20 protein-coding genes are annotated in these 20,510 nt (G+C 48.0%); 17 read left to right on the top strand and 3 right to left on the bottom strand.

Annotated elements, in window-relative coordinates; genetic code table 11:
* Nucleotides 1-2 precede the first annotated feature (2 nt).
* The 4 genes from MHH78_RS30525 to MHH78_RS30510 are packed head-to-tail and all read left to right on the top strand — an operon-like array spanning nt 3 to nt 4,724.
* Nucleotides 3-1,286 carry a B12-binding domain-containing radical SAM protein gene (locus MHH78_RS30525; protein WP_341169884.1) on the top strand — a complete coding sequence of 428 codons (1,284 nt, stop codon included), beginning with the start codon at nt 3-5 and terminating at the stop codon, nt 1,284-1,286.
* Between the two features lie 26 nt (nt 1,287-1,312).
* Nucleotides 1,313-2,599 (top strand): B12-binding domain-containing radical SAM protein, encoded by a 1,287-nt coding sequence (locus MHH78_RS30520; RefSeq protein ID WP_341169883.1) that lies wholly within the window; start codon nt 1,313-1,315, stop codon nt 2,597-2,599.
* Between the two features lie 4 nt (nt 2,600-2,603).
* Entirely contained in the window at nt 2,604-3,902 is a 1,299-nt protein-coding gene (gene hemW, locus MHH78_RS30515; RefSeq protein WP_341169882.1) for a radical SAM family heme chaperone HemW, read from the top strand.
* A 15-nt stretch (nt 3,903-3,917) separates the two neighbouring features.
* The gene (locus MHH78_RS30510) at nt 3,918-4,724 is read left to right on the top strand and encodes a hypothetical protein (RefSeq protein WP_341169881.1); all 807 of its coding nucleotides are present in this window, start codon (nt 3,918-3,920) and stop codon (nt 4,722-4,724) included.
* Between the two features lie 523 nt (nt 4,725-5,247).
* Here MHH78_RS30510 and MHH78_RS30505 read toward each other — a convergent pair.
* Nucleotides 5,248-6,186, bottom strand: a complete 939-nt coding sequence (locus MHH78_RS30505; protein WP_341169880.1) for a ketopantoate reductase family protein — start codon at nt 6,184-6,186, stop codon at nt 5,248-5,250.
* Between the two features lie 148 nt (nt 6,187-6,334).
* Here MHH78_RS30505 and MHH78_RS30500 point away from each other — a divergent pair, with 148 nt between their 5' ends.
* From MHH78_RS30500 to MHH78_RS30485, 4 genes are all read left to right on the top strand, one after another.
* The gene (locus MHH78_RS30500; RefSeq protein ID WP_036723305.1) at nt 6,335-6,886 is read left to right on the top strand and encodes a TetR/AcrR family transcriptional regulator; all 552 of its coding nucleotides are present in this window, start codon (nt 6,335-6,337) and stop codon (nt 6,884-6,886) included.
* Between the two features lie 412 nt (nt 6,887-7,298).
* Entirely contained in the window at nt 7,299-7,757 is a 459-nt protein-coding gene (locus MHH78_RS30495) for a RidA family protein (protein ID WP_341169879.1), read from the top strand.
* A gap of 44 nt (nt 7,758-7,801) precedes the next feature.
* The gene (locus tag MHH78_RS30490; protein ID WP_341170414.1) at nt 7,802-8,350 is read left to right on the top strand and encodes an AAA family ATPase; all 549 of its coding nucleotides are present in this window, start codon (nt 7,802-7,804) and stop codon (nt 8,348-8,350) included.
* Between the two features lie 292 nt (nt 8,351-8,642).
* Entirely contained in the window at nt 8,643-9,446 is an 804-nt protein-coding gene (locus MHH78_RS30485) for a hypothetical protein (RefSeq protein WP_341169878.1), read from the top strand.
* A 33-nt stretch (nt 9,447-9,479) separates the two neighbouring features.
* On the opposite strand, the gene pyk is transcribed toward MHH78_RS30485, so the two are convergent.
* Entirely contained in the window at nt 9,480-10,910 is a 1,431-nt protein-coding gene (pyk, locus tag MHH78_RS30480) for a pyruvate kinase (RefSeq protein ID WP_341169877.1), read from the bottom strand.
* A gap of 139 nt (nt 10,911-11,049) precedes the next feature.
* On the opposite strand from pyk, the gene MHH78_RS30475 reads away from it, so the two are divergent.
* The 5 genes from MHH78_RS30475 to MHH78_RS30455 all read left to right on the top strand — a co-directional run bounded on the left by MHH78_RS30475 (nt 11,050) and on the right by MHH78_RS30455 (nt 16,730).
* Nucleotides 11,050-11,952: a LysR family transcriptional regulator gene (locus MHH78_RS30475; protein WP_341169876.1), complete on the top strand. Its 903-nt coding sequence runs from the start codon at nt 11,050-11,052 to the stop codon at nt 11,950-11,952.
* A gap of 104 nt (nt 11,953-12,056) precedes the next feature.
* Nucleotides 12,057-12,935 carry a PhzF family phenazine biosynthesis protein gene (locus MHH78_RS30470; protein ID WP_341169875.1) on the top strand — a complete coding sequence of 293 codons (879 nt, stop codon included), beginning with the start codon at nt 12,057-12,059 and terminating at the stop codon, nt 12,933-12,935.
* A gap of 116 nt (nt 12,936-13,051) precedes the next feature.
* The gene (locus tag MHH78_RS30465; RefSeq protein ID WP_341169874.1) at nt 13,052-14,509 is read left to right on the top strand and encodes a spore germination protein; all 1,458 of its coding nucleotides are present in this window, start codon (nt 13,052-13,054) and stop codon (nt 14,507-14,509) included.
* Nucleotides 14,506-15,621, top strand: a complete 1,116-nt coding sequence (locus tag MHH78_RS30460) for a GerAB/ArcD/ProY family transporter (protein WP_076079612.1) — start codon at nt 14,506-14,508, stop codon at nt 15,619-15,621. Before MHH78_RS30465 ends, MHH78_RS30460 begins: the two co-directional genes overlap by 4 nt.
* 2 nt (nt 15,622-15,623) lie before the next feature.
* Nucleotides 15,624-16,730: a Ger(x)C family spore germination protein gene (locus tag MHH78_RS30455; protein ID WP_076079613.1), complete on the top strand. Its 1,107-nt coding sequence runs from the start codon at nt 15,624-15,626 to the stop codon at nt 16,728-16,730.
* Between the two features lie 232 nt (nt 16,731-16,962).
* Here MHH78_RS30455 and MHH78_RS30450 read toward each other — a convergent pair whose 3' ends face one another.
* Complete coding sequence (locus tag MHH78_RS30450; RefSeq protein ID WP_341169873.1) at nt 16,963-17,256, bottom strand: TetR/AcrR family transcriptional regulator; 294 nt, start codon at nt 17,254-17,256, stop codon at nt 16,963-16,965.
* A gap of 47 nt (nt 17,257-17,303) precedes the next feature.
* On the opposite strand from MHH78_RS30450, the gene MHH78_RS30445 reads away from it, so the two are divergent.
* The 4 genes from MHH78_RS30445 to MHH78_RS30430 all read left to right on the top strand — a co-directional run bounded on the left by MHH78_RS30445 (nt 17,304) and on the right by MHH78_RS30430 (nt 20,509).
* Nucleotides 17,304-17,666, top strand: coding sequence for a hypothetical protein (locus MHH78_RS30445; protein WP_341169872.1), 363 nt, complete (start codon nt 17,304-17,306; stop codon nt 17,664-17,666).
* Between the two features lie 252 nt (nt 17,667-17,918).
* Nucleotides 17,919-18,839, top strand: a complete 921-nt coding sequence (locus MHH78_RS30440) for a helix-turn-helix transcriptional regulator (protein ID WP_341169871.1) — start codon at nt 17,919-17,921, stop codon at nt 18,837-18,839.
* A gap of 93 nt (nt 18,840-18,932) precedes the next feature.
* The gene (locus MHH78_RS30435) at nt 18,933-19,850 is read left to right on the top strand and encodes a DUF2785 domain-containing protein (protein WP_341169870.1); all 918 of its coding nucleotides are present in this window, start codon (nt 18,933-18,935) and stop codon (nt 19,848-19,850) included.
* On the top strand, nt 19,847-20,509 hold the full coding sequence (locus tag MHH78_RS30430) for a Type 1 glutamine amidotransferase-like domain-containing protein (RefSeq protein WP_341169869.1): 663 nt from the start codon (nt 19,847-19,849) through the stop codon (nt 20,507-20,509). The genes MHH78_RS30435 and MHH78_RS30430 overlap by 4 nt, the downstream gene beginning before the upstream one ends.
* Nucleotide 20,510 lies beyond the last annotated feature (1 nt).

Raw genomic sequence — 20,510 nt, 5'->3', positions numbered from 1 at the left:
GTATGGGCAGAGTGCTGCTGATCTCGGCGAATACGGAGAAGCGGCCCCCTGTATTCCCGCTGGGTCTTAGCTATATTCACGCCAGTCTTGTCGCTTCCGGCTGGGAGGCAGGCATGCTGGACATGACTCAGCTGGAGTACACCCGGGAGGCCGTTACGAATTACCTTAACGCCTATGCGCCCGATTACATCGGCTTGTCGATCCGTAACCTGGATAATTGCTGCATGCAGTATCCCCGGAGCTTCGTGGATCAGGTCTGCTTGATGGTGGATTGGGTACGGGAATGGAATAGCAGGGCCGGAATCATTCTGGGCGGGGCGGGCTTCTCGCTCCTGCCCCGGCAGTGGCTGCAGGAGACGGGAGCCGATTACGGCATTGTCGGTGACGGCTGTGACAGTATCGTGGAGCTGCTTAGCCAGCTGGAAGCGGGGCAGGTGCCATCCGCAGTAAGCGGGCTCATGTTCAGGACAAGGGCCGGGGAATGGAATTACTGGTCGCCGTATGCGCCTGAGCAGCTGGATCAGGAGTATTTTCCCAGCCGCAGCGGGTTTCTGCACAGCTATGATGTGGATCGTAGGGTCCGTCATAATGTATTGACCAAAAGGGGCTGTGCGCTAAGCTGTACCTATTGTGCTTACCCGTCACTGGAGGGCCGGGCCGTCCGCCTGCGGTCGCCTAAGGGGGTGGCTGATGAAATTGAGCAGATGGTGGTTCAGTATGATATCGGCTCTTTTGATTTCGTGGACAGTGTGTTCAACTATCCGCTGGAGCATGCCGAAGAGATCTGCCGGGAGCTGATCGGGCGGACGCTTCCGTTGTCCTGGGGCTGCTTCCTGAATCCGAGGTTCTTCACGGCAGAGTTCGCCGGTCTGCTTAAGCAGGCCGGGTGTACAGAGGTGGAGTTCGGCATTGATTCAGGCAGCGATATCTGCCTCAGGTCGTTCAAGAAGAACTTCCGGCAGGCCGAGATCCGGACAGTGGTCCAACTCTGCCGCGACCAGGAGCTGGACTTCAGCTTCTGCCTGCTGATCGGGGGACCGGAGGAGACGCCGGAGACCCTGCACGAGACGCTGGATCTGATGGAGGAGCTATCGGTGCAGCGCATCTTCGGCTTGTTCGGCATCCGTATTCTGCCGTCCACCGATATGTACAGCTATGCAGGTTCGCCGGAGCCGGATGAGCTGCTTCATCCGAAATTCTTCATGTCCCCGCAGCTGAGCCTGGAGCAGGCGAACAGTATCTGTGCGCCGTACCGGGAGCGCAACCCGGACTGGATGTTCATTTGAATGAGGAAGAGCGGGTGGAGTGAAGCATGAGAATACTGGTGGTGTCTACGAATACGCTGCTGAAGCCGCTGCCGGTCCTGCCTGTCGGGGCGGGGATGGTCTACTCGGCCCTCACGGCTGCCGGATTTAAGGCACGCTTTCTGGATCTGGCTTTTGTGGCTGAGCCGCTGGAGGCGCTCCGCGAGGAGCTGCGGGTCACCGGAGCGGATCTGATCTGCCTTTCGGTGCGCAACATCGATAATCAGGTGATCCAGCAGCCGGAGAGCTATCTCTCTTTCTTACAGCAAGTCATGCAGGTATGCCGTACCTGCAGTTCAGCTAAGGTACTGCTTGGCGGGGCTGCAATGCTGGTAATGCCGGGCGAACTGGTGAAGGAGCTGGGGGCGGATTACGGCATCAAGGGGAGCGGGGGCGAAGCGGAAGCGGTGCGGCTGGCCCGTGAGATCGAGCGGGGGCAGGCCCCGGAGACAGGTACGGTTCGTAATGCAGATCCCGCTTATCATCCAGTGTACAGCCGTATTCCGCCGAAGCCGCTGTTCGCTCCGCAGTATTTTATCCCGAACCCCCGCATCAAAAAAGCCTCGATGGGCTACCAGGCCTCCAGAGGCTGCAGCCGGCACTGCATCTATTGCTCGGAGGGCTATATGAATGCCGGCGCCTGCCGGATTCCTGCGGAGCAATTCAGCGAAGACATGAAGATCCTGGAGAATGACTATCAGGTGCATAATATTACTTTTGTAGATGGTGTGTTCAATCATGAGGTGGAGGAGACGGTGGAGTTCTGTAAGCTGATCGGCTGCACAAGCCCCTCGCTGGAATGGAGCTGCGCCTTGACCCCGGCTCAAGTTACGGAGGAATTGATCCGCTCGCTGAAGGAGAACGGCTGCCGCTTCGTGGACATCGGGGCCGACTCGGGTTCACGGCAGATGCTCCGGCGGATGGGCAAGCAATTCACCCCGGAGCAGCTTGTTGAGCTGGGACACCTGCTGGAGCACTATCAGCTTCCCTATTCAGTATCGCTGCTGTTCGGCGGGCCGGGAGAGAATGCGGAGACGGTGCAGGAGACGGTGCAGCTGGTCAATCAGATGAATCCGGTCTATATTCTGGCCAGCCAAGGCATCCGTGTCTACCCTCACACCGCACTCTACAATATCGCTCTACAGGAGCAGGTGATCCAGGCTGAGGATAACTTGCTTTTTCCGGCCTATTACCAGTCTAAGGACTACAGCGCTGACTTGCTCACCGATGCTCTGTCTGCATCACGCCACATCTATAAGGATATGCTTATGAATTCAATTGGAGGAAGGACTTGATAGAATGAACAAGCCTGTGTACCCGTTCCGGGAGATCGGGATAGGGCACTATCCCATGGGGAACGCTCCGGTGTCGCCAGAGGACAGCAAACGGCTGCCGTCTCTGATGAACTTGAATCAAGCCGCGGCAAGCTCCAAGCTGGTCTATGTACATATTCCCTTCTGTGACTCGATCTGCCCGTTCTGCCCGTACCCCAAGGCGTTCAACGAGCAGGGAGCCCGCAAGGATTATCTGGCTGCGCTGTTCCGCGAGCTGGAGATGTACGGGATGACGCCGCAGATCCGCAATTGCTCAGTGGAGGCGCTATATATCGGCGGCGGGACGCCAAGCGTGCTGGACGAGGAAGAGATCACAGCGTTATTCGAGCAGCTACAGGCTACACTTCCTATGCATAATATTGAAGAGATCACATTCGAGGGCAATCCCGCCTCGTTCACGGCTGCCAAGCTAAAGTTGCTTCAGGCGCTTGGGGTGAACCGGATCAGTCTCGGGGTGCAGACGTTCAACGATGAGCTGGGCAGACGCCTCGGGCTGCTTCAGACCGGTGAGGATTCCCTGCGGGCGATTCAGGATTCCAGAGAGGCGGGCATCGCGAACGTCAGCCTGGATCTGATGTACAATCTGCCGGGCCAGACGATGCAGGAATGGCTTGAGGATCTGGCGAAGGTAGTGGAGCTGGATATCGGTCATGTCACGCTGTTTCCGCTTAAGATCATTCCCGGCTTCGGTCTGGCGAAGCGCATTGCCAGCGGCGAGCTTCCGGCCTGCGGCGGACTTGAGCTGGAGCAGCAGATGTATATAGAGGCTTGCCGTTATCTGGAGTCGCAGGGCTATTCGGTGGAATCCACGTATGATTTCGTCCGGCCGGGAGGCCATCATGTGTATAGCCGCAAGCATTTTGACGATTACCTGGACTTGCTCTCTGTGGGACTGGGGGCGTTCGGTGATGTGGGGGGGTACGCATACCAAAATGTGAAATTACTCCCTGAATATGTGAAAAAGATTACATCCGGCGACCTCCCTATTGCTTTAGGCTACGAAGTGAAGGCAGAGGATCTGCCTAACCAGTTCCTGGCGATGGGCCTACGCCGTACAGCGGTTGACCGCCAGCAGTTCCGCCGCAAATTCGGCGTTTACCCGGAGGAGCATTTCCCCGAGCTGTTCGACAAGTTCGTGAAGGAAGGGCTGGTGGAGATCCGCGAGGACACGATTGCGCTCACGCGTTTCCACGGGTTGTTCTGGGGCAACAATGTATGTAAGGAGTTCTGCGAGGAGCAGATCAAGATGGCTTTTCCAAAATGATGGAGGGGTACTGAGATGAATAGTAAAGTAACCAAAAACGTCTTCTATGAGGATCTTCAGGAGGCCGGAAAGTATGCGGAGCTGGAGCAGCGTCTGCTCGGCGAGTCGAATCTGCCGGGGCCGCGGGCGAATCTGGGGGCGGCTTCCACCTTCGCGGATGCTTTCGCGTCGGATTGGGTGGCCAGCGAAGCCTGGGAGCTGCTTGTGGAGTGGACCGGCAAGACGGAGGCGGAAGCGCCGACGGACGATCCCCGCGAGTTCCTGCCGTTCTGCGCGCTCCAGGCGATGGGCAGCTATTACCGTTATGCGGAGCCTGCCCGCCAGGAGACTATTCTGGAGCGCTGCCGGGCGGCGATGAATGACGCCCGCTGGCGGATGCGCGAGTCGGCAGCGATGGCGCTGCAGCGCATCGGGGAGCAGGACTTCGGCGTGCTCCGCGCCTTGTTCGATGGCATGAAAGGCACGGCTAACGCGCTGGAGCAGCGGGCCTTCGTCGCTGCCCTGGCCCACCCGCCGATGTTGAAGGAACAGGCCAATGTCCTGTATGCGCTGGAGCTGTCTGAGCAGATCCTGGACCAGATTGCCGCCGGACAGACCCGCTACGGCGCTGAAGAATTCCGTGTCCTCTCCAAAGGTCTGGAGTACGCACTCAGCGTTTTTGTGGAACGCGCCCCCGAGCAAGGCTTCCGCATGCTCGCCAAGTTCGCAGTAACTGATGACAAGCGGATGCAGAAGATCGTGAAGTCCAACCTCGGCAAAGCCCGCCTGGCGAAGAAATTCAGCCAGGATGTGGAGCGCATTCAGGTGTTGATGAATGCTTGATGGGGGAGCGGGGGCGGGATGAGGCGCTTCGTGGGGGATTGGAGGGGCGGCGGCGTAAGGCTCCTGAGAAATACGCTTGTTGAGGGAGCGAACCCGTCTGGTTACCCAACTCTGCTGCTCCATGCTCCTTCGCGGACCTGAGGAACGTTATTTTCAAAGAATGGTTACTTCTTTACCGGTTTGCGGACTGTGGTGCGCTTATTGTCTCCCTGTGAGGCGTTTTCAGGCGGCATATCCATCAATAACAGCCCTGTAGTCCGCGAATGCTGGGAAAGTTGGATTTTTCGCGAAATAAGGCCCTCTGAGTCCACTTGGGAGAGTGAGAGAGAGCACCATACCGAGGCCCTAGTGAAGTTAAAGTAACAGAGATAGCCGGCCTGCATTCATAAGTATGCGGTCCGGCTTATTTGCAGTGTTTTGTGTTTATGTATTTGTTAATTTGGATGCAGTCGCACTCTACGTGTGTAGAGTGCGTGGATTGAACTCAGAATTACTCTGTTTCAATACATAGCTTAAACCACTCCTATCCTGATACCTCTACTTTGTGTTGTCCACTGTTTTCCAAAGCCGCAGCAAGCCGAGGCAAAGCTATACCTAATTTTTTCGCTTCCCGCACAACTTCATGTATCGCAAAGCCTGCTTTGCTATTGTTGTATTCCATGAAAAGGCGCGGCAAGCTGCCCTTTGCAAAAACCAGCTTGTTAAACAGCGTGCCGAGCAGTACCGGCGGGATCTTAGTCAGCAGCAGAGAAGTCGCATCAGCTTTTCCGCCTCTGGCTTTTATTACCGGGATAATCTCCCTCATATTCCTGCCAACATTTGCGAAGGAGTCGCTATGATCCAAGATTGCCGGAAAACTTCCCCGTCTCAACACCTCGGTCTCCATCGCCGCATTCATGGCAAAGTGATTCCATAGCCAGTTTTGCATATCCTTGATCCAACGAATTTTAAAATGGGCACTTTCCAATAGCTCTTTGACCTTGTTATTAATAGTTTCAGTGCCTACCCGTGGCTGTTCCAGAAACAGCATTTTTAAAAAGCCGCCTCTAAGCCTGTTGTCCTCAATGCCACCGCCGCCTCCCGGGAATCCAAAGACCACATTGTTCATAGACAAGGGTGAGATCGATGATTTCAAATCCTGCCAAAGGTTATTAAAGATGAGGACAGGCGTGTTCCCAGCAGTAGTCGATAATAGTTGTGCTGCTGCCGGAAGCTGCTCCGTGTTGACACTTACAATAATGAGGTCATAATCAGGTCGAATCTCCTCATGCAGTTTGACGTTCCAGTGTTCTTTTATGAGCTGTTTCCCTTTTCGTGCGTCCCACATTTCAAGCCCGATGCTGCTGCCGAAGGTTTCTTTTCTCCCTTGTCTAACGTAGAACTCCACTGTATGTCCTGCCTGTTCAAAAGCCCAAGCATATTGGGTTGATATGACACCTCTGCCGAAAAATAAAATTCGCATATTAGCCTCCTGAGCCTATATATTAATCCTGGTTGATAATCCGACAGCGTGTTGTATAATGTCATTGTATAGGTCCGCTATACGGGCATCAACCATCAGATTTTTAAAATCTGTCGTGTAATCGGTGTACAGAACCTGGAGGCCAATAATGAATAAGCAACCTGAAATTACGGATAAAACAAGACAAACCTTCATCAATGTATTCTGCGATTTATATAGCCAGAAACCCATTGAAAAAATAACCATCCAAGAGATCGCTAAGCGATCAGGATATAACCGCAGTACCTTTTATCAATATTTTACGGATATCTATGAGTTGTTGGATTACGTGGAAGAGCGTGTTTTTAGATCCATTAAAGAGGAAATGGCAAGCAGAGAGTTCTCCACACATACCTTCCAAGATGCACTTCAATGCCTGGAGAATGCAGAGGAAATTTCAATCCTGAAAGCCCTCTTGGGCGACTATGGTTCTGTTCATTTTATCGAACATCTGAAAAGAGAAATTCCTTTTGAGCGATTAATTGTCGACCTTCCGGCAAATGAAGCTTTAGCACCCTATATCATTGAGTTTTACATATCCACACTAATGTCGATGTTTCGCCTATGGATACGGAATGACAAAGATCTATCGTCGGAAGAGTTGGTCAAGCTGATAGATACCCTATTTACTAATGGGATTGGGACGACGGTGATTCCTTAATATGTTAAGATACAACAATGATATAATGAGGGGGATTGTCCTACGGTAAAAACTCAGATCAGACAGCTAACCGTCCAAGACCGGCCTTTTGTATACTGGCATGTGGGCGGTTCCCGCCTCACGTTAAATATTTCGCCCAAGGAAGATAAAACCACAAAAATCACGCTCATTTTCGCAGTCACTCCACCTGAAGAGAATCGTCACACCTCCTGGGAGTTTTATGATATTTCAGCATACAAAAACAACTCCCAAACCACCATTCGTCTGGGCAAACCGAGACATATTTCCGAGCTTATTCTTTAGTTGGAAAAGATAAAAGGGATGAATTAATCAAAGAGTTTACAGAGAAGTAGGCCATACCTTGATACCTTGCTATAATTCTTACATATCTAATGAGTGAGGAGATTGAAAAATGACTGATCAAACAGTGGCTAGTAGATTAGCAACATTAGGAATCGTTCTCCCCCATGCAAGCGAACCGGCAGCCAAATACGCAAATTACGTAAAAGTGAACGGGGTGTTGTTCGTTTCAGGCAAAGGACCTGCTGGTACGCCTAAAGGTAAGTTAGGTCAGGAGTATACAACCGCAGAAGGATATCAGTTTGCACGACAAACGGGGATTGAAATTTTGGCTGTACTACAAACAGCTTTAGATACACTGGATAAAGTAAAACGCGTGGTTAAAATTCAGGGCTTTGTTAATGCGGTCACCAGTTTTGAAGAACATCATAAAGTGCTTAATGGTTGTTCTGATCTGATGCTGGATGTTTTCGGAGAAAAAGGTATCCATGCTCGTTCAGTCTTTGGAGCTGTTTCGGTTAGAGACAATCTTCCCATCATTATTGATTCGATATTTGAGGTTGAGGAGTAAATAATCAACTTATTTATGAATCCAGGAGTGATCACTTGATTATTATGATTAACGGATCGTTTGGCTCTGGTAAGACCACGACTGCTCAAATGCTTCAACCCTTAATTCCAAATAGCATGATTTATGATCCTGAGGAAGTTGGATATATGTTAAGAAAAATCATTACAGAAGACGTCTACTTTGAAGAGGAACTAACTGATGATTTTCAGGATATAGAATTATGGAGAATACTTGCTGTAAAGACAGCTCAAGAATTATTGAAGAAGTACAAGAAACATCTTATTGTTCCTATGACAATATACAAAGCTGTGAATTTCGAGTACATTTACAACGGATTTAAAAGTATGGATCGAGAAGTTTTTCATTTTTGTCTCTTAGCATCCGAAAACACAATTAAAAAACGTATTGAAAAACGCGGGAACACTTATGATGCTTGGTACCAGCAGCATACAAAAGCAGGTATAACTACATTTAATGAGAGTAGATTTCAAGAACACATAGATACTGACCATAGAGAAACTGAAGAAATTATTGAAATAATTTTAAGAAAAACTTCAGGATCAATGTATAAGCTGCCTGTACAACATACCTAATGCCACATCGGCACTAATGCATACAGCGTAAGCTTCAGATCGATTTATCCGGGAACTGCTTCCGCTCCTTCTCGGAGATCGGGAAAACCGTCAAAAACATCATTCCCCAACACAGAACTGGAGCCAGTGAGGCCGCTGGCAGAAGCCAGCCCGGAAGTTCCGTTGCCTGCATATACAGGAAACCCGCTCCCTGCAACCGTCATACCTAAGGTGAGCATCAATGTTACAACAATACCGAGAAGCCATTTCGTGACATGAATTCACAACTCTTGTCTTAATGGGGGTCCGCAATATGAATCTTAGGCCGATAAAATTCATTTCAGTTCTAATCTGTTTTGCATTGACGGTATGCGGATGTGCTGGCTTGAAAAGCAAGGGCACGGAGCATGTTACGGCAAGTGATTTCATTATTCCCTTGAACGTTAGCGAAGTGTTGAAGCGTCCAGAGACTGGGGTTATTAAATATTTTCAAAACCGTCGTGAAGATTTTGAAATTCTAGGCCGTTATCTGTTAGAGAATGAAAAAGTGTTCCAGACTCGGCCTGTCATACTTCAACAAGATTATTCCATCGAGAACATCCAGGACCCTGAAATTCAACAAATCGCTCAAACATTGTTTCAAGAAGGTATTGTAAAGAGGATATCCTCCTTAAATGATGCCCCTAGTAAAAGTATTGACTTTTTGTTTGATGCCGAAGACAACTTGTATCAACAAGGCATAACCTACCTCAGCCTACCAGAGATGGCCAAAGGGGATCCTTCGAAATTCAGCTATGTGAATGACTATAAGAATCTGGGCGACGGCTGGTACTATTATGTCTTTCACTATGACAAACTTAAAAATGAAGATGAATTTCGGAATCTAGCTTGGGCCCAAATCTCAGAAAAGGAAAGAAGCACTTTAACCACGCCGAAAGAGAAAGCCATAGTGATCCTAGAGTCTGGAAAAAACGTTGGCTATTGGATGGATGACAGAAAGTTAGATGTTGTTGTATCCGTTCAATTTGATACGGAAATGAACGGCCAACTGGGACCGATTACAATGTTTTTTGATCCAATGACCAAAGATTTGATCGGGGGCAATCTGCGTTTCTAATAGGCTGGAGTAAAATGCGAACTCCGTTTTTATTTAAATCCCTTCCCCAACTCGGTGAACCCGCAGCAGGTTAGTGGTTCCTGTACAGCCTACAGGGACTCCGGCGGTGATGAGCACCAAGTCGCCATTTTGCACGTATCCGGCAGACCTCGCCAGTTCAACAGCGGTTGCTATGGCTGCATCAGTGCTGGAAGCAGACTCGTCGCGGAGCATAGGAATTACACCCCAAGTCAAGGAGAGGGCATGCAGCACGCTCTCCTTAGTGGATACGGCGATTATCGGTGCAGCGGGCTTGTGCTTGGCGATCATCCGGGCGGTAAAGCCGCTTTCGGTCAGGGCGAGAATAGCCTTGGCGGAGAGCGCGAGGGCAGTGCGGACAACGGATTCGCCAATGGCGCTGGTCACGTTGGTGCCAGTCTCGTTACTCTTGCAGTTGGAACGGCCGTAGCTCCCCAGGACGGACTCAGCGCGGGCGGCGATGCGGGCCATGGTCTCGACGGACTCCAGCGGGTACTTACCTGCGGCAGATTCACCAGACAGCATAACGGAATCGGTGCCATCGAAGATAGCGTTGGCGACGTCACTTGCTTCTGCACGGGTCGGACGCGGGTTCATCTGCATGGACTCCAGCATGTGAGTGGCGGTGATAACCGGTTTTCCGGCCAGATTACACTTCTTGATCATGTCTTTTTGAACCAGCGGCACATCTTCTACTGGCAAGTCCACGCCCAGATCGCCGCGCGCAACCATTAGTCCGTCGGCTACGCTCAGGATGGCGTCCAGGTTCTCCAAGCCCTCGTCATTTTCAATTTTGGCGATGATTTGGATATGGTCGGCCTTGTGTTGACTCAGAATATGTTTAATCTCGAGAATATCTTCAGCTTTGCGGACGAAGGATTGAGCGATGATGTCGATATTCTGCTCAACGCCGAACTTAATGTGCAGGATGTCCTTCTCAGTTACGCCTGGAAGACTGGTTTTGATGCCGGGAACGTTGACACCCTTTCGCGGCTTTAGCTTGCCGCCGTTCTTGACGAGGCAGGTGATCTCGGTGCCTTCAGACTTTACGACCTCCAAACGAACTAGACCGTCATCGATCAGGATACTGCTACCGGGCTGCACATCTTGGGGCAACTGCTTGTAGGTGACTTGGATGCGATCCTTCGTTCCGAGCACTTCCTCTGTGGTCAGAACCACGGCTTCACCTGGTACCAATTCAGCATAGTCCGAAGCCATTTTTCCGATACGAATTTCCGGACCTTTGATGTCGAGCAGGACGGCCACATATTGGTTTAGTTCCTTGGCTGCTTCCCGGATGTGGCGGATGCGCTCTGCGTGCTCCTCCAGCTCACCGTGAGCTAAGTTCAGGCGGGCGATATTCATACCGGCTTGGATCAGCTTCCGGAGCATTTCGGGGCTTTCGCTGGAGGGCCCGATGGTACAGACGATTTTAGTTTTACTCATGGAATTCTCTCCTTCATTGATAAATTATTTAACCTTGTGAAAATTTTCCCTTATCCTTACAATAAAGCATAACGATTCATCAGAAAAATATATATAATTTCGTTCTTCATCAATTTTGATGTAGGAGGCAGGTCATCTTATGAATCTTCATGCCCTTAAAATATTTCACACCATTTCTGAAAAAGGCGGAGTCACCCGCGCTGCGGAGGAATTGCGGATCAGTCAGCCTGCGGTTACGGCTCAGGTCCGTAATCTGGAAAAGGAATTAGGCATACAGCTGTTAGCCCCCAAGGGGCGTGGTATCTTAGTGACCGATGCGGGTCAGATGCTGGCCAGCCATGCCAAACGATTGTTTGCATTGGAGCGTGAGCTGGATGAGGCAGTGCGTGAATACAAGGCCGGGTTCAGCGGCATCTTGCGGATTGTAGCAACCTATCTGCCCGCTAATCTGCTGCTGCCGGAATGGCTGGCCCTCTACAAGCAAGAGCATCCTTCAGTAGAGGTGGTCTTGAATACTGCAAATTCTCGGGAAGCGGTGGAGGGGCTGCTACAGTACGATGCTGAGGTAGCCGTATACGGAGGCGGTTGGGAGGAGCAACCGGGCATTGAATGGGAAGAACTTCTGGAGGATGAGCTCTGGTTCATCGTCCCGAGAAACCATCCATACGGCGGACAGGAAATTACTTTAGCGGAGATGATGAAGGTTCCCTTCATTCTGCGTGAAGAGGGAAGTTCTACTCGGGAGCGTCTCTTCTCTTTATGCCGGGCTTTGAACGTGAGTCCTCCCAAGGTCGGTCTACAATTTAATGGGGTGAACGAGATGGTTCGGGCCGTCATCGCGGGCTACGGAGCCATCTTCATCTCCTCCCTGGCGGTTAGGGATAATGTGGAACGCGGGGAAGTGGAGCGTGTGATGGTTAACGGTACTTCGCTGCTGAATCCGATTGCCGTCTGTACCCGGAAGCAGGAGGCACTGTCGCCAGCGGCGGCAGCCTTTCTCTCACTGGTCCGGGAGCAGTCGAAAGGGTGGGCAAGAAATTAACTGTTCTGCTTGCAAGAGAAGAGTGGCACTATTAAGACGTTATGGAGAGAAGATTGCGGTTGCGCACATCGGTTTTTCGAAGATAAAGAGAGGACGATCAGAACATGAATGTGGAAGTGTATACGTTAAATGCGTTTGCGAAAGGGGGGGGTGGCGGTAATCCAGCAGGTGTTGTCTTGGAGGATGGCCTTTCTCTGGATGCTGCCGAAATGCAGCTCATAGCGAAGGAATTGGGCTTTTCGGAGACGGCTTTTATGGAAAAATCCCTGCTTGCGGATTACAAAATCCGCTATTTCACCCCCGCCAGCGAAGTTGATCTCTGCGGACACGCCACGATTGCTGCGTTTGGGCTAATGCATTCGCTGGGTTTGTCAAAGGGAGGGACCTCCTATTCGATTGAAACCAAGGCGGGGATTCTGGATGTCGATATTAGCTCCGAGGGTCTTGTTTATTTGTCACAGGCGTTACCACAATTTCTTGAAAAGATATCCTGTGAGGAAATCGCCCCATCTTTGGGGATGGATGCCGGGGATCTGGAAACCGGGTTGCCCATCCAGATTGTTTCGACAGGCCTGCGGGACATTATGATCCCGATCCGCAGCAGGAAGCTCTTGAATGAGGTTCAGCCGAATTTTGATGCCATAACCGCCATCAGCGAAAAATATGATGTAGTTGGATATCATCTGTTCACGCTGGATACTCCAGACGATGCTGCTGCGGAATGCCGGAATTTTGCGCCGCTGTACGATATTCCCGAGGAGAGCGCGACAGGAACATCCAACGGTGCCCTGCTCAGCTATTTGTACCAACATGGCCAACGATCCTTGCAGGAAGTAGAGAATGTCATGTTCAGGCAAGGGTATTCGATGGATTGTCCTTCTGAAATCAAGGCAGGACTTCGCCTAAGCGAGAGCGGTGAAATCAACCAGGTTCGGGTTGGCGGTGCAGTGTCTGGCATTGAACGAAGACATATCATGATATAAGCGGAATCAAAAAGCCTGTTTGCAGCTACCCGGTCGTATAATTTTTCCATTTCAGGGCAAGATAAAACCGCAGGATTTTGATTTCTTTTTTGATTTCTTTAATGAAGGAGAAGACTATGGTTGAAAAATACGGCCCTCAAATGAAAAATCATCAAATGTCCACATGGATTGATGAATTAAAACAGAAATTAAACCATATGGATGATGCCGAAATTGTTGAGCTCAGAATGGGTACCAGTGCCTCAGTCCATCTTTTATACATAAAAACGTTAATCGATCCAGAGCGTTTAAACGAGACGATTATTCAGCCACTTCATCGTTCTGCTTGCAATTCGCTTTCTTCATGCATAACCAATGCCAAAGTTTCGGAAGTTCTATCGATCGAAGATGCTGAGCAAAAAATAATGCAGGGATTTATTCTTCTAAACGATTCAGTCAACGATCGGTGGTTAGGCGTCCAACTGGAAAGCCCTCTTGGTCGGGCAGTTGAACCTTCCCAAACGGAAACTGTTATATATGGAGCGAAAGACAGCTTCAGTGAACAAATCGATAAAAACATTACAATGTTGCGCAGACGTTTGCCTATAACTACATTAAAAACGGAAAGCTTTACTATTGGTTCACTGAGTAAAACGAAAGTTGTGTTACTGTACATAGACGGATTAACAAATCCAGAATTTGTTTCCCTTGCAAGAAAGAAAATTGAAAGTGTGGATTTCGATCAATTTTTAGACTCCTCTCAGCTTGCAGCTTTTATTGAAGATCATAACCATACGGTCTTTCCGCAGTTTCTACAAACGGATCGGCCGGATGCCTGCGCCTATGCCTTAGGTGAGGGAAAGCTGACGCTATTGGTTTCCAATTCACCGTTTGCTTTAATTGCTCCCATTACTTTTTTTCATCTACTCCAATCTCCGGAAGACTACTTCCTTCGTTGGCCGGTAGCCAGTTTTTTACGTTTAATCCGGTACGGAAGTTTTATTGTTTCTTTGACGATGATTCCTTTTTATGTTGCGTTAACGACATTTCATTACCAAATGGTTCCGCTGCCGCTTCTTTACGTATTATTGGAATCGAGAGGCAAATTGCCCTTTACTCCGTTTGCGGAAGGATTATTCATGATCGTAACGCTGGAAATCATCAAAGAAGCAAGTTTGCGAATGCCGACCAAAACCAGTCAAACTTTAGGGGTTATCGGTGGTATCGTCATTGGACAAGCTGCTGTAGAAGCAGGCTTTGCAAGTAAAGTATTGATAGTGTTGATGGGTATATCCGCTATTGCTTTCTTTTTAGTTCCCAACTATCAAGTTACAAAATCCATGGTACTGATGCAAATTCTTCTTCTTGTCCTTGCATCGTTTCTGGGGTTGCCGGGAATCGTGATCGGGCTGATCGGGATTCTTGCACATCTCCATGCATTAACGTCATTAGGTCAACCTTATTTAGCACCGATCGCTCCTTTTTATGGAAAGGATTGGAATGACCTCTTTATCCGCGGCCCTTTAATTTGGATGAAAACGCGTCCGAAATATCTAAAACCACTACGGAAATGGCGACAGGAGATGAAGAAGTGAAGAGTTTATCCTTATATAATCGAACTTCCACTCCTGGCGGTATCTATTTCGTTCTATTAGTGAATCGCATGCAAATGCATTATTTTATTTTAATCATGCCGGTTTATTTGGTACATTCGTATATGGTTTGGGGAATTGTCGCGATGGGGCTACTGTCCCAACTTAATTTGATGATGATGTCCAAATGGTTTACTTCCAGTTATGCAGCGAAAGGCTATCAAGGATTTTTACAGCTTTTCGGGAAACGGACGATTCAAGTTTTCGCAATACTTGGATTTTTGATAATATTGTTAAAAATTTCAGTCATCACACTGGGATACGTTGATATGCTCCAAAATTTTATTTTTCCATCTATGGATAAAAGGTGGCTGATCCTAATCATTCTTTTGATCAGCTTATATGTGGCTTCACATGGAATGGAGAATACATTGCGTTTTGTCGTCATCGCCTTTCTTTGCGGGGCTTGGATTTCAGTCCTGTTTATTCCTTTCTTCTTTCAATCGGATGCCAATTACCGCGATTTGTATCCTCTCATACCCACCGAATGGTCAGGACAATCATGGCAAGGTTTGTTGTTTATTTGGTCGGCATTTTCCGGTCCGGTATATTTGGCTTTTATGGTTCCATGGTTGAGCTCCAACCAAAAAATATCGAAATACCTGGTCATTGGAAACATGCTGTCGATCATGGAATATTTAGTATTGTTCGTTGCTTCGGTATTGTTTTACGGTTCGTACTACTTACGCAAGATCGATTTTCCGATAGGATATATGGGAAGCTACATTCAAACGAGCGGTTTAGAACGAATCGATTACATCCTTATCTCTTTCCATATGTTTAATTATGTGTTTGACATTTCAATTCTTCTGTTATGTTTTTATGGAGCCGGAAGAATCTTTATGAGAAAAATGAAAGAACGCACGACTTGGATCGGATTATTGTCGAGTTGGTTCGTCATTTTGATAAGCATCATCTTAATGGATCAATGGTTATGGCAAACGGTTCCGGGTCAAAAGATGTTACTGAACCTTCAAATCTGGATCGGCGCATGCATTTATTTACTTATTCCTACGATCCTTTTCACTACTGTCAAACGAAAGGAGAGTATGTAGGCATGGTTCCATACAAGCACTATGGTTTATTGGCGATTGTAAGCGTTATGTGGATGGCCGGCTGTTCTTCTCCATATGTCGAGAACAATAAGATTGAAGAGATTGCTCCGGTAGTTTTCTGGTCGGTTGACAAGGGGCCGGAAGGAAAGTTGAAAATCAGCACTTTAGTACCACCGCTCATCCAAGAAAAAAAACGTCTTCTCTCCAAGGAAGTCGATCTGTTAAAGCAGGGAGATCAGAAGTTTAATTTAATTTATTATCGGGAATTAAAGCAGGGGCAGCTGCGAATGTTAATAATTAATGAGGAGCTGGCAAAAAAAGGAGGCATTGAAAAGCTGATCAATACCATACTGGTTGATCCTGATATTTCAATGCGTGTCTATTTGTTGATTGTCAGAGGCGATTTTGATGAATACATAAAAAATCAATTGACGGAGCAAGAAAACCAAGATTATTTTCTTTATCGGATGTTAAAGCATTACGAGGAGCATAATCAAGGTGAAATGAGCATCGTCAATATTCATAAATTCATGAAGAAGGTATATTCCCCTTTTAAGGATCCGATCCTGCCGGTTTTTCATTCGGATAAGAACAATTTCAATTACATAGGAACAGCCATCTTCCAAAACGATAAAGAAGTAATGGTCATTCAAGACGTGGACGATAATATTTTTCAACTTCTGGATAACGATCATTTTCTAAAAGTCTTGGCCATTCCAAAGCTATCTATCAGTTTAGGACGGATTCGATCCAATGTTCGCATGAAACTATCGAGGGACTATTCATCCTTGTCTTTACATGTGAGCTTGAAAGGAAGAATTGAGGAGTACCAGGGAGAATTGAATATTCAAAGTGAGGAACAATTGGAACATTTAATTCATGAAACTGAGGTCTACCTTGAGGAACAAACGTCAGATTTATTAAAAAGAATGCAACGTTGGAAAGTCGATCCCTTAGAGGTCGGAACCCATTCGCTTAAGCCGTTTTCTAAAGAAATAACGGATGAGCAATGGTTGAAACATTGGGAAAACATGAGAATTAATGTTGACTACGACATCAAAGTACATCCTTTGATTAATGGAGCGGTTGATGTGTTTCAAAACAAGTAAATCGTTCCGAGCCGCTTAAGAGCGCATGATAAATTATCGACGTTAATCGGTGAGGGATATTAAATCATTACACTGTAAAACGGATGAACGATCGGGATTGGGTTAATTGAACAGATTGTTATTGCTATCGGGGAACGAAAAAAGACAATACACGACTCGCCATTCGAGTTTTGAGCTGTCTTTCTTTTTGTTATTCAAAAAAAATTCCGGGAATCCGCTTAATCGAAAATCATCAGAGAATGTTAGAAAAAAAGCTGGTCAAATCTCTTATTTTTTGCTCGTGATTCTTTTTGTTCGCAATTTTATTGAAAATATCTGCAAATTTGGGCTCGTAGTACTCCATTAATACCTGTTTAAGACTTTCATAATTTCTATAGAAGGCCATTCGGCTGACGCCGGCTGTTCTAACGAGTTCTGAAATCTTCAGCTCTGATATTCTATTCGTTCGCAATAGCTCCAGCAATGCAATAGTAATCCATTCTTTGGTGTCTTTTTTAATAATTTGTGCGTGATCCGTTGCTGCCATTACACTTACTGGAGAAGAAGTATCGTGTGCGGGTAACCCTTCGTGCGATGAGCAGACAAGATGAAGTGAAAGCCATGATCATGACGGGCGGAGTGACAAATATGGAGGATTTGTCTTTTGTTCAAACGGATCTCGCTGAAAAAGCTGCCTGGGATTTCATTCAACACGAAGGGAAGGGTTTGGAATTTGCAACTGTAAATCCTGTGGGTGTGATGGGGCCGATTCTAGGCAACGATTATTCACATTCAAATGTAATTGTCCGCCAAATGCTAGAAGGCAAGCTGAAGGCTGTCCCCAAAATTTATTCTGATTATGTGGGTGTTCGAGATGTTGCAGAGCTGCATATTCTGGAAATGATTCGTCCTGAAGCAAGTGGCGGAAGAAGCAATTGTAGCCACAGGCAAAAGTAGGATGAAGGTTATCAAGGGACAGATGAAGGTATAAGTTATTGCGGGGACAATTTGCGTTTAACAACTGTCCCTTCTATGTTAGGTCGCCTGCACAGCTCCGACGTTTTGGCAATCCTGCATTCCTCTCACAAATGTCATTCTGGACATCATACCGTAGGTCTGACAAGATAATGAATAGGGTGTTTCCCAAAGATGTAATATGAAAAAAATCCACCCAGAGGAGGAGACGTTACTTAGCGTCATACACCAATCATGCGAGTCAATCGATTACTCTCCATGCTGCTGATCATCTCCGGTCAAGGTACGGTAACGGGCAAGGAGCTTGCCGAGCATTTCGAGGTATCCTTGCGGACAATCTACCGGGACATCGAGAAAATAAGCGAAGCCGGCATACCGGTTGCATCGACCAGCGGCAAGGGCGGAGGATACTATATTATGGACAGTTATAATGTAAGCAACCTCTTTCTTAATGGGGACGAAGCTCATACGTTTGTAGCTGTAATGAAGAATTTACACGGCTTGTTTGGCCGGAACGAAGCTTTTAATGACATCCTGCTAAAAGTCGAACATACCTATAAGCGGGAGCCGGGGAAGGATAAACTGACTCTGAATTTGTCCCATTTCAGCATGGAGCAGGAGATTAAAGAGTTCCTCGGGATCATAAGCGAGGCCATCACGGAGAACAGGCTGCTGGTGTTTGACTACATCAACAGGGACATGGAATACCTGGAGCGGACGGTTGAGCCGGGCTGGATTGACTTTCGGCACGGCCATTGGTATGTTATCGGCTTCTGTCGGGTCAGGAACGACTACCGCAGATTCAAGCTTGTGCGGATCAGGCAATTGGAGCTGGGGCTGCCTTTTGCAAAAAGAGATGTGCCCGAAGCACGGATTGCCGAGGTGATTGAGCACAATTATTCGCAGGCGGGCATACAGGTTGTGTTGAGATTCACTTCGCGAATTGGCGCGCAGCTTTCCGAGTATTTTGAGAAAGAGAAGATTAGCCGGGGTGAAGATGGCTTCTATCTCGTTACGGATACATTTCCTCATGAGGAGGGTCTGCTGAAATTCATTCTAGGCTTCGGCAAGGAGTGCGAGCTGCTGGAGCCTCGTGAATTACGGGCGGAGCTGCAGCAATATATGCAAAATATGCTGTTCTCCTACAATGACTGACCCCCTGGTGTCAGTCATTGTGTTTTATAGTAGTTATATCGGCTGGAGAAATACATAACGCCGCTATAACTAGGTTAGGAGTGAACCGACTAGATGAAAGCCTGCATTTTGGACGAAGATGTCAATGAATGGGGTACGAAGGACACGCGGACAGAGCTGATACACAAGCTGCACAGATTGGAGGAAGAACAGTATATCCTGCGAGAGGGAGAAAGCATCCAAGACTTTACCGATCTGATGCTGCGGCATATTGGTGACCCGGAGCCTGAGCTTCGTGAGCATATTTATTCTACCTTTTACATATGGCTGAAGCGCGATAATAAGTTCACAGATGAGGAAATGCGGCATCTATTGACTGTCCTGATGGACGACCGGTATTTGTTCTACCGGATTGGAAGCATGGATGACCACAGCGTACTCACCAGGGCATTCGCGGTTCTGCCGATCGCTCTTATTATGCAACGGGACCGGATTCAACCATTCTTGACGCCAAAAGACTTCCAGCATCTAAAGCGCTCGCTGCTTCGCTACTATCAGAAGGAGAAGGACCTGCGCGGTTATCTGGCAGCCGAAGGCTGGGCTCATGCCGCAGCTCACGGGGCAGATGCCCTGGAGGAGCTGATCCGCTATAAGGAAAGTGACATTGAGGTGCAGCACGAGGTGCTTATGGCGATTACAGGAATGCTGCATAACGGTGTCCGGATTTTTGACGAGGAGGAAGACGAACGTATGGCTAACGTTGTGGACACGATGATCAGTGAATCGCTGCTACCACAGCAGGAGATTGCCGACTGGATTCATAGCTTGGCGCAGTGTACGGAATGGCCGGATACACGCGCACAGAGAGTTGCCAGAGTGAACGGGAAAAATATGGTGCGCAGCCTGTATTTCAGAACACTTGCCCGGCATGACGGGAATCATCGGAGACTTACCAGCGCCATGCTGGCGGCTGAAGCTAAATTAAACCGCTTTAACGGGGCAAACCCTGCATATGGAGGTAATGAAGCTTGAGTACTCACTATTATTTCAGTTGGTTTAATGATGTTTTGCCAGAGAAGCTGGTTGAGTGGCTGCAGGAGGATCTGCAAGATAGACAATCGCTTGTTATGATTAGCGCTAAACCGTCTGATTATGAAGACGAGCAGATTAACCTTGAGGCTATAACGGAATGGACATGGCTCCAACAGTCTAATCTTATGTTTGATGAATATCATTTCATCGATTACCGCATGCAGAAGGAAGAGGCCCGGCAATGGATTCAGAACGCCTCGGTCATTTTTTTATGCGGGGGAGACCCGGTTCAGCAGCACGATTTTGTGGCGGAATATGAATTAACCAATGTGATTAAAAACAGCAATGCCGTTATCTTGGGGGCCAGCGCCGGGGCGTTGAACATGGCTGCCAAATGGGTAACCTCGCGTAACGCCGCCCATACAGTTGAAATAGATACGATTCAGAATGGGTTGGGCTTTGATCCTTTTGCTTATGAATCTCATTCGAAACGCGACTACGCCTCGTTTGTTCAAGGCTACCTGTTCCCCTTATCGGAGGAGATCGATGTATATGCGGCAGAGCAGGAGAGTGCGATTCGTGTAAAAGACGGCACAATCGAAATAATGGGCCCGGTTTATTTAATATCCCGCTCGAAGATTCAGAAAATAAGTGTATGAT

The organism is Paenibacillus sp. FSL H3-0333, assembly GCF_038002805.1.
Lineage (GTDB): Bacteria > Bacillota > Bacilli > Paenibacillales > Paenibacillaceae > Paenibacillus_AQ > Paenibacillus_AQ silagei.
This window is presented reverse-complemented; position numbering and strand designations above follow the sequence as displayed.

What these genes read in the sequence shown, in the direction of transcription:
- MHH78_RS30525 (WP_341169884.1), top strand. Translation starts at nt 3, where the DNA reads ATGGGCAGAGTGCTGCTGATCTCGGCGAATACGGAGAAGCGGCCCCCT.
- MHH78_RS30520 (WP_341169883.1), top strand. Translation starts at nt 1,313, where the DNA reads ATGAGAATACTGGTGGTGTCTACGAATACGCTGCTGAAGCCGCTGCCG.
- hemW (WP_341169882.1), top strand. Translation starts at nt 2,604, where the DNA reads ATGAACAAGCCTGTGTACCCGTTCCGGGAGATCGGGATAGGGCACTAT.
- MHH78_RS30510 (WP_341169881.1), top strand. Translation starts at nt 3,918, where the DNA reads ATGAATAGTAAAGTAACCAAAAACGTCTTCTATGAGGATCTTCAGGAG.
- MHH78_RS30505 (WP_341169880.1), bottom strand. Translation starts at nt 6,186, where the DNA reads ATGCGAATTTTATTTTTCGGCAGAGGTGTCATATCAACCCAATATGCT.
- MHH78_RS30500 (WP_036723305.1), top strand. Translation starts at nt 6,335, where the DNA reads ATGAATAAGCAACCTGAAATTACGGATAAAACAAGACAAACCTTCATC.
- MHH78_RS30495 (WP_341169879.1), top strand. Translation starts at nt 7,299, where the DNA reads ATGACTGATCAAACAGTGGCTAGTAGATTAGCAACATTAGGAATCGTT.
- MHH78_RS30490 (WP_341170414.1), top strand. Translation starts at nt 7,802, where the DNA reads ATGATTAACGGATCGTTTGGCTCTGGTAAGACCACGACTGCTCAAATG.
- MHH78_RS30485 (WP_341169878.1), top strand. Translation starts at nt 8,643, where the DNA reads ATGAATCTTAGGCCGATAAAATTCATTTCAGTTCTAATCTGTTTTGCA.
- pyk (WP_341169877.1), bottom strand. Translation starts at nt 10,910, where the DNA reads ATGAGTAAAACTAAAATCGTCTGTACCATCGGGCCCTCCAGCGAAAGC.
- MHH78_RS30475 (WP_341169876.1), top strand. Translation starts at nt 11,050, where the DNA reads ATGAATCTTCATGCCCTTAAAATATTTCACACCATTTCTGAAAAAGGC.
- MHH78_RS30470 (WP_341169875.1), top strand. Translation starts at nt 12,057, where the DNA reads ATGAATGTGGAAGTGTATACGTTAAATGCGTTTGCGAAAGGGGGGGGT.
- MHH78_RS30465 (WP_341169874.1), top strand. Translation starts at nt 13,052, where the DNA reads ATGGTTGAAAAATACGGCCCTCAAATGAAAAATCATCAAATGTCCACA.
- MHH78_RS30455 (WP_076079613.1), top strand. Translation starts at nt 15,624, where the DNA reads ATGGTTCCATACAAGCACTATGGTTTATTGGCGATTGTAAGCGTTATG.
- MHH78_RS30450 (WP_341169873.1), bottom strand. Translation starts at nt 17,256, where the DNA reads ATGGCAGCAACGGATCACGCACAAATTATTAAAAAAGACACCAAAGAA.
- MHH78_RS30445 (WP_341169872.1), top strand. Translation starts at nt 17,304, where the DNA reads ATGAGCAGACAAGATGAAGTGAAAGCCATGATCATGACGGGCGGAGTG.
- MHH78_RS30440 (WP_341169871.1), top strand. Translation starts at nt 17,919, where the DNA reads ATGCGAGTCAATCGATTACTCTCCATGCTGCTGATCATCTCCGGTCAA.
- MHH78_RS30435 (WP_341169870.1), top strand. Translation starts at nt 18,933, where the DNA reads ATGAAAGCCTGCATTTTGGACGAAGATGTCAATGAATGGGGTACGAAG.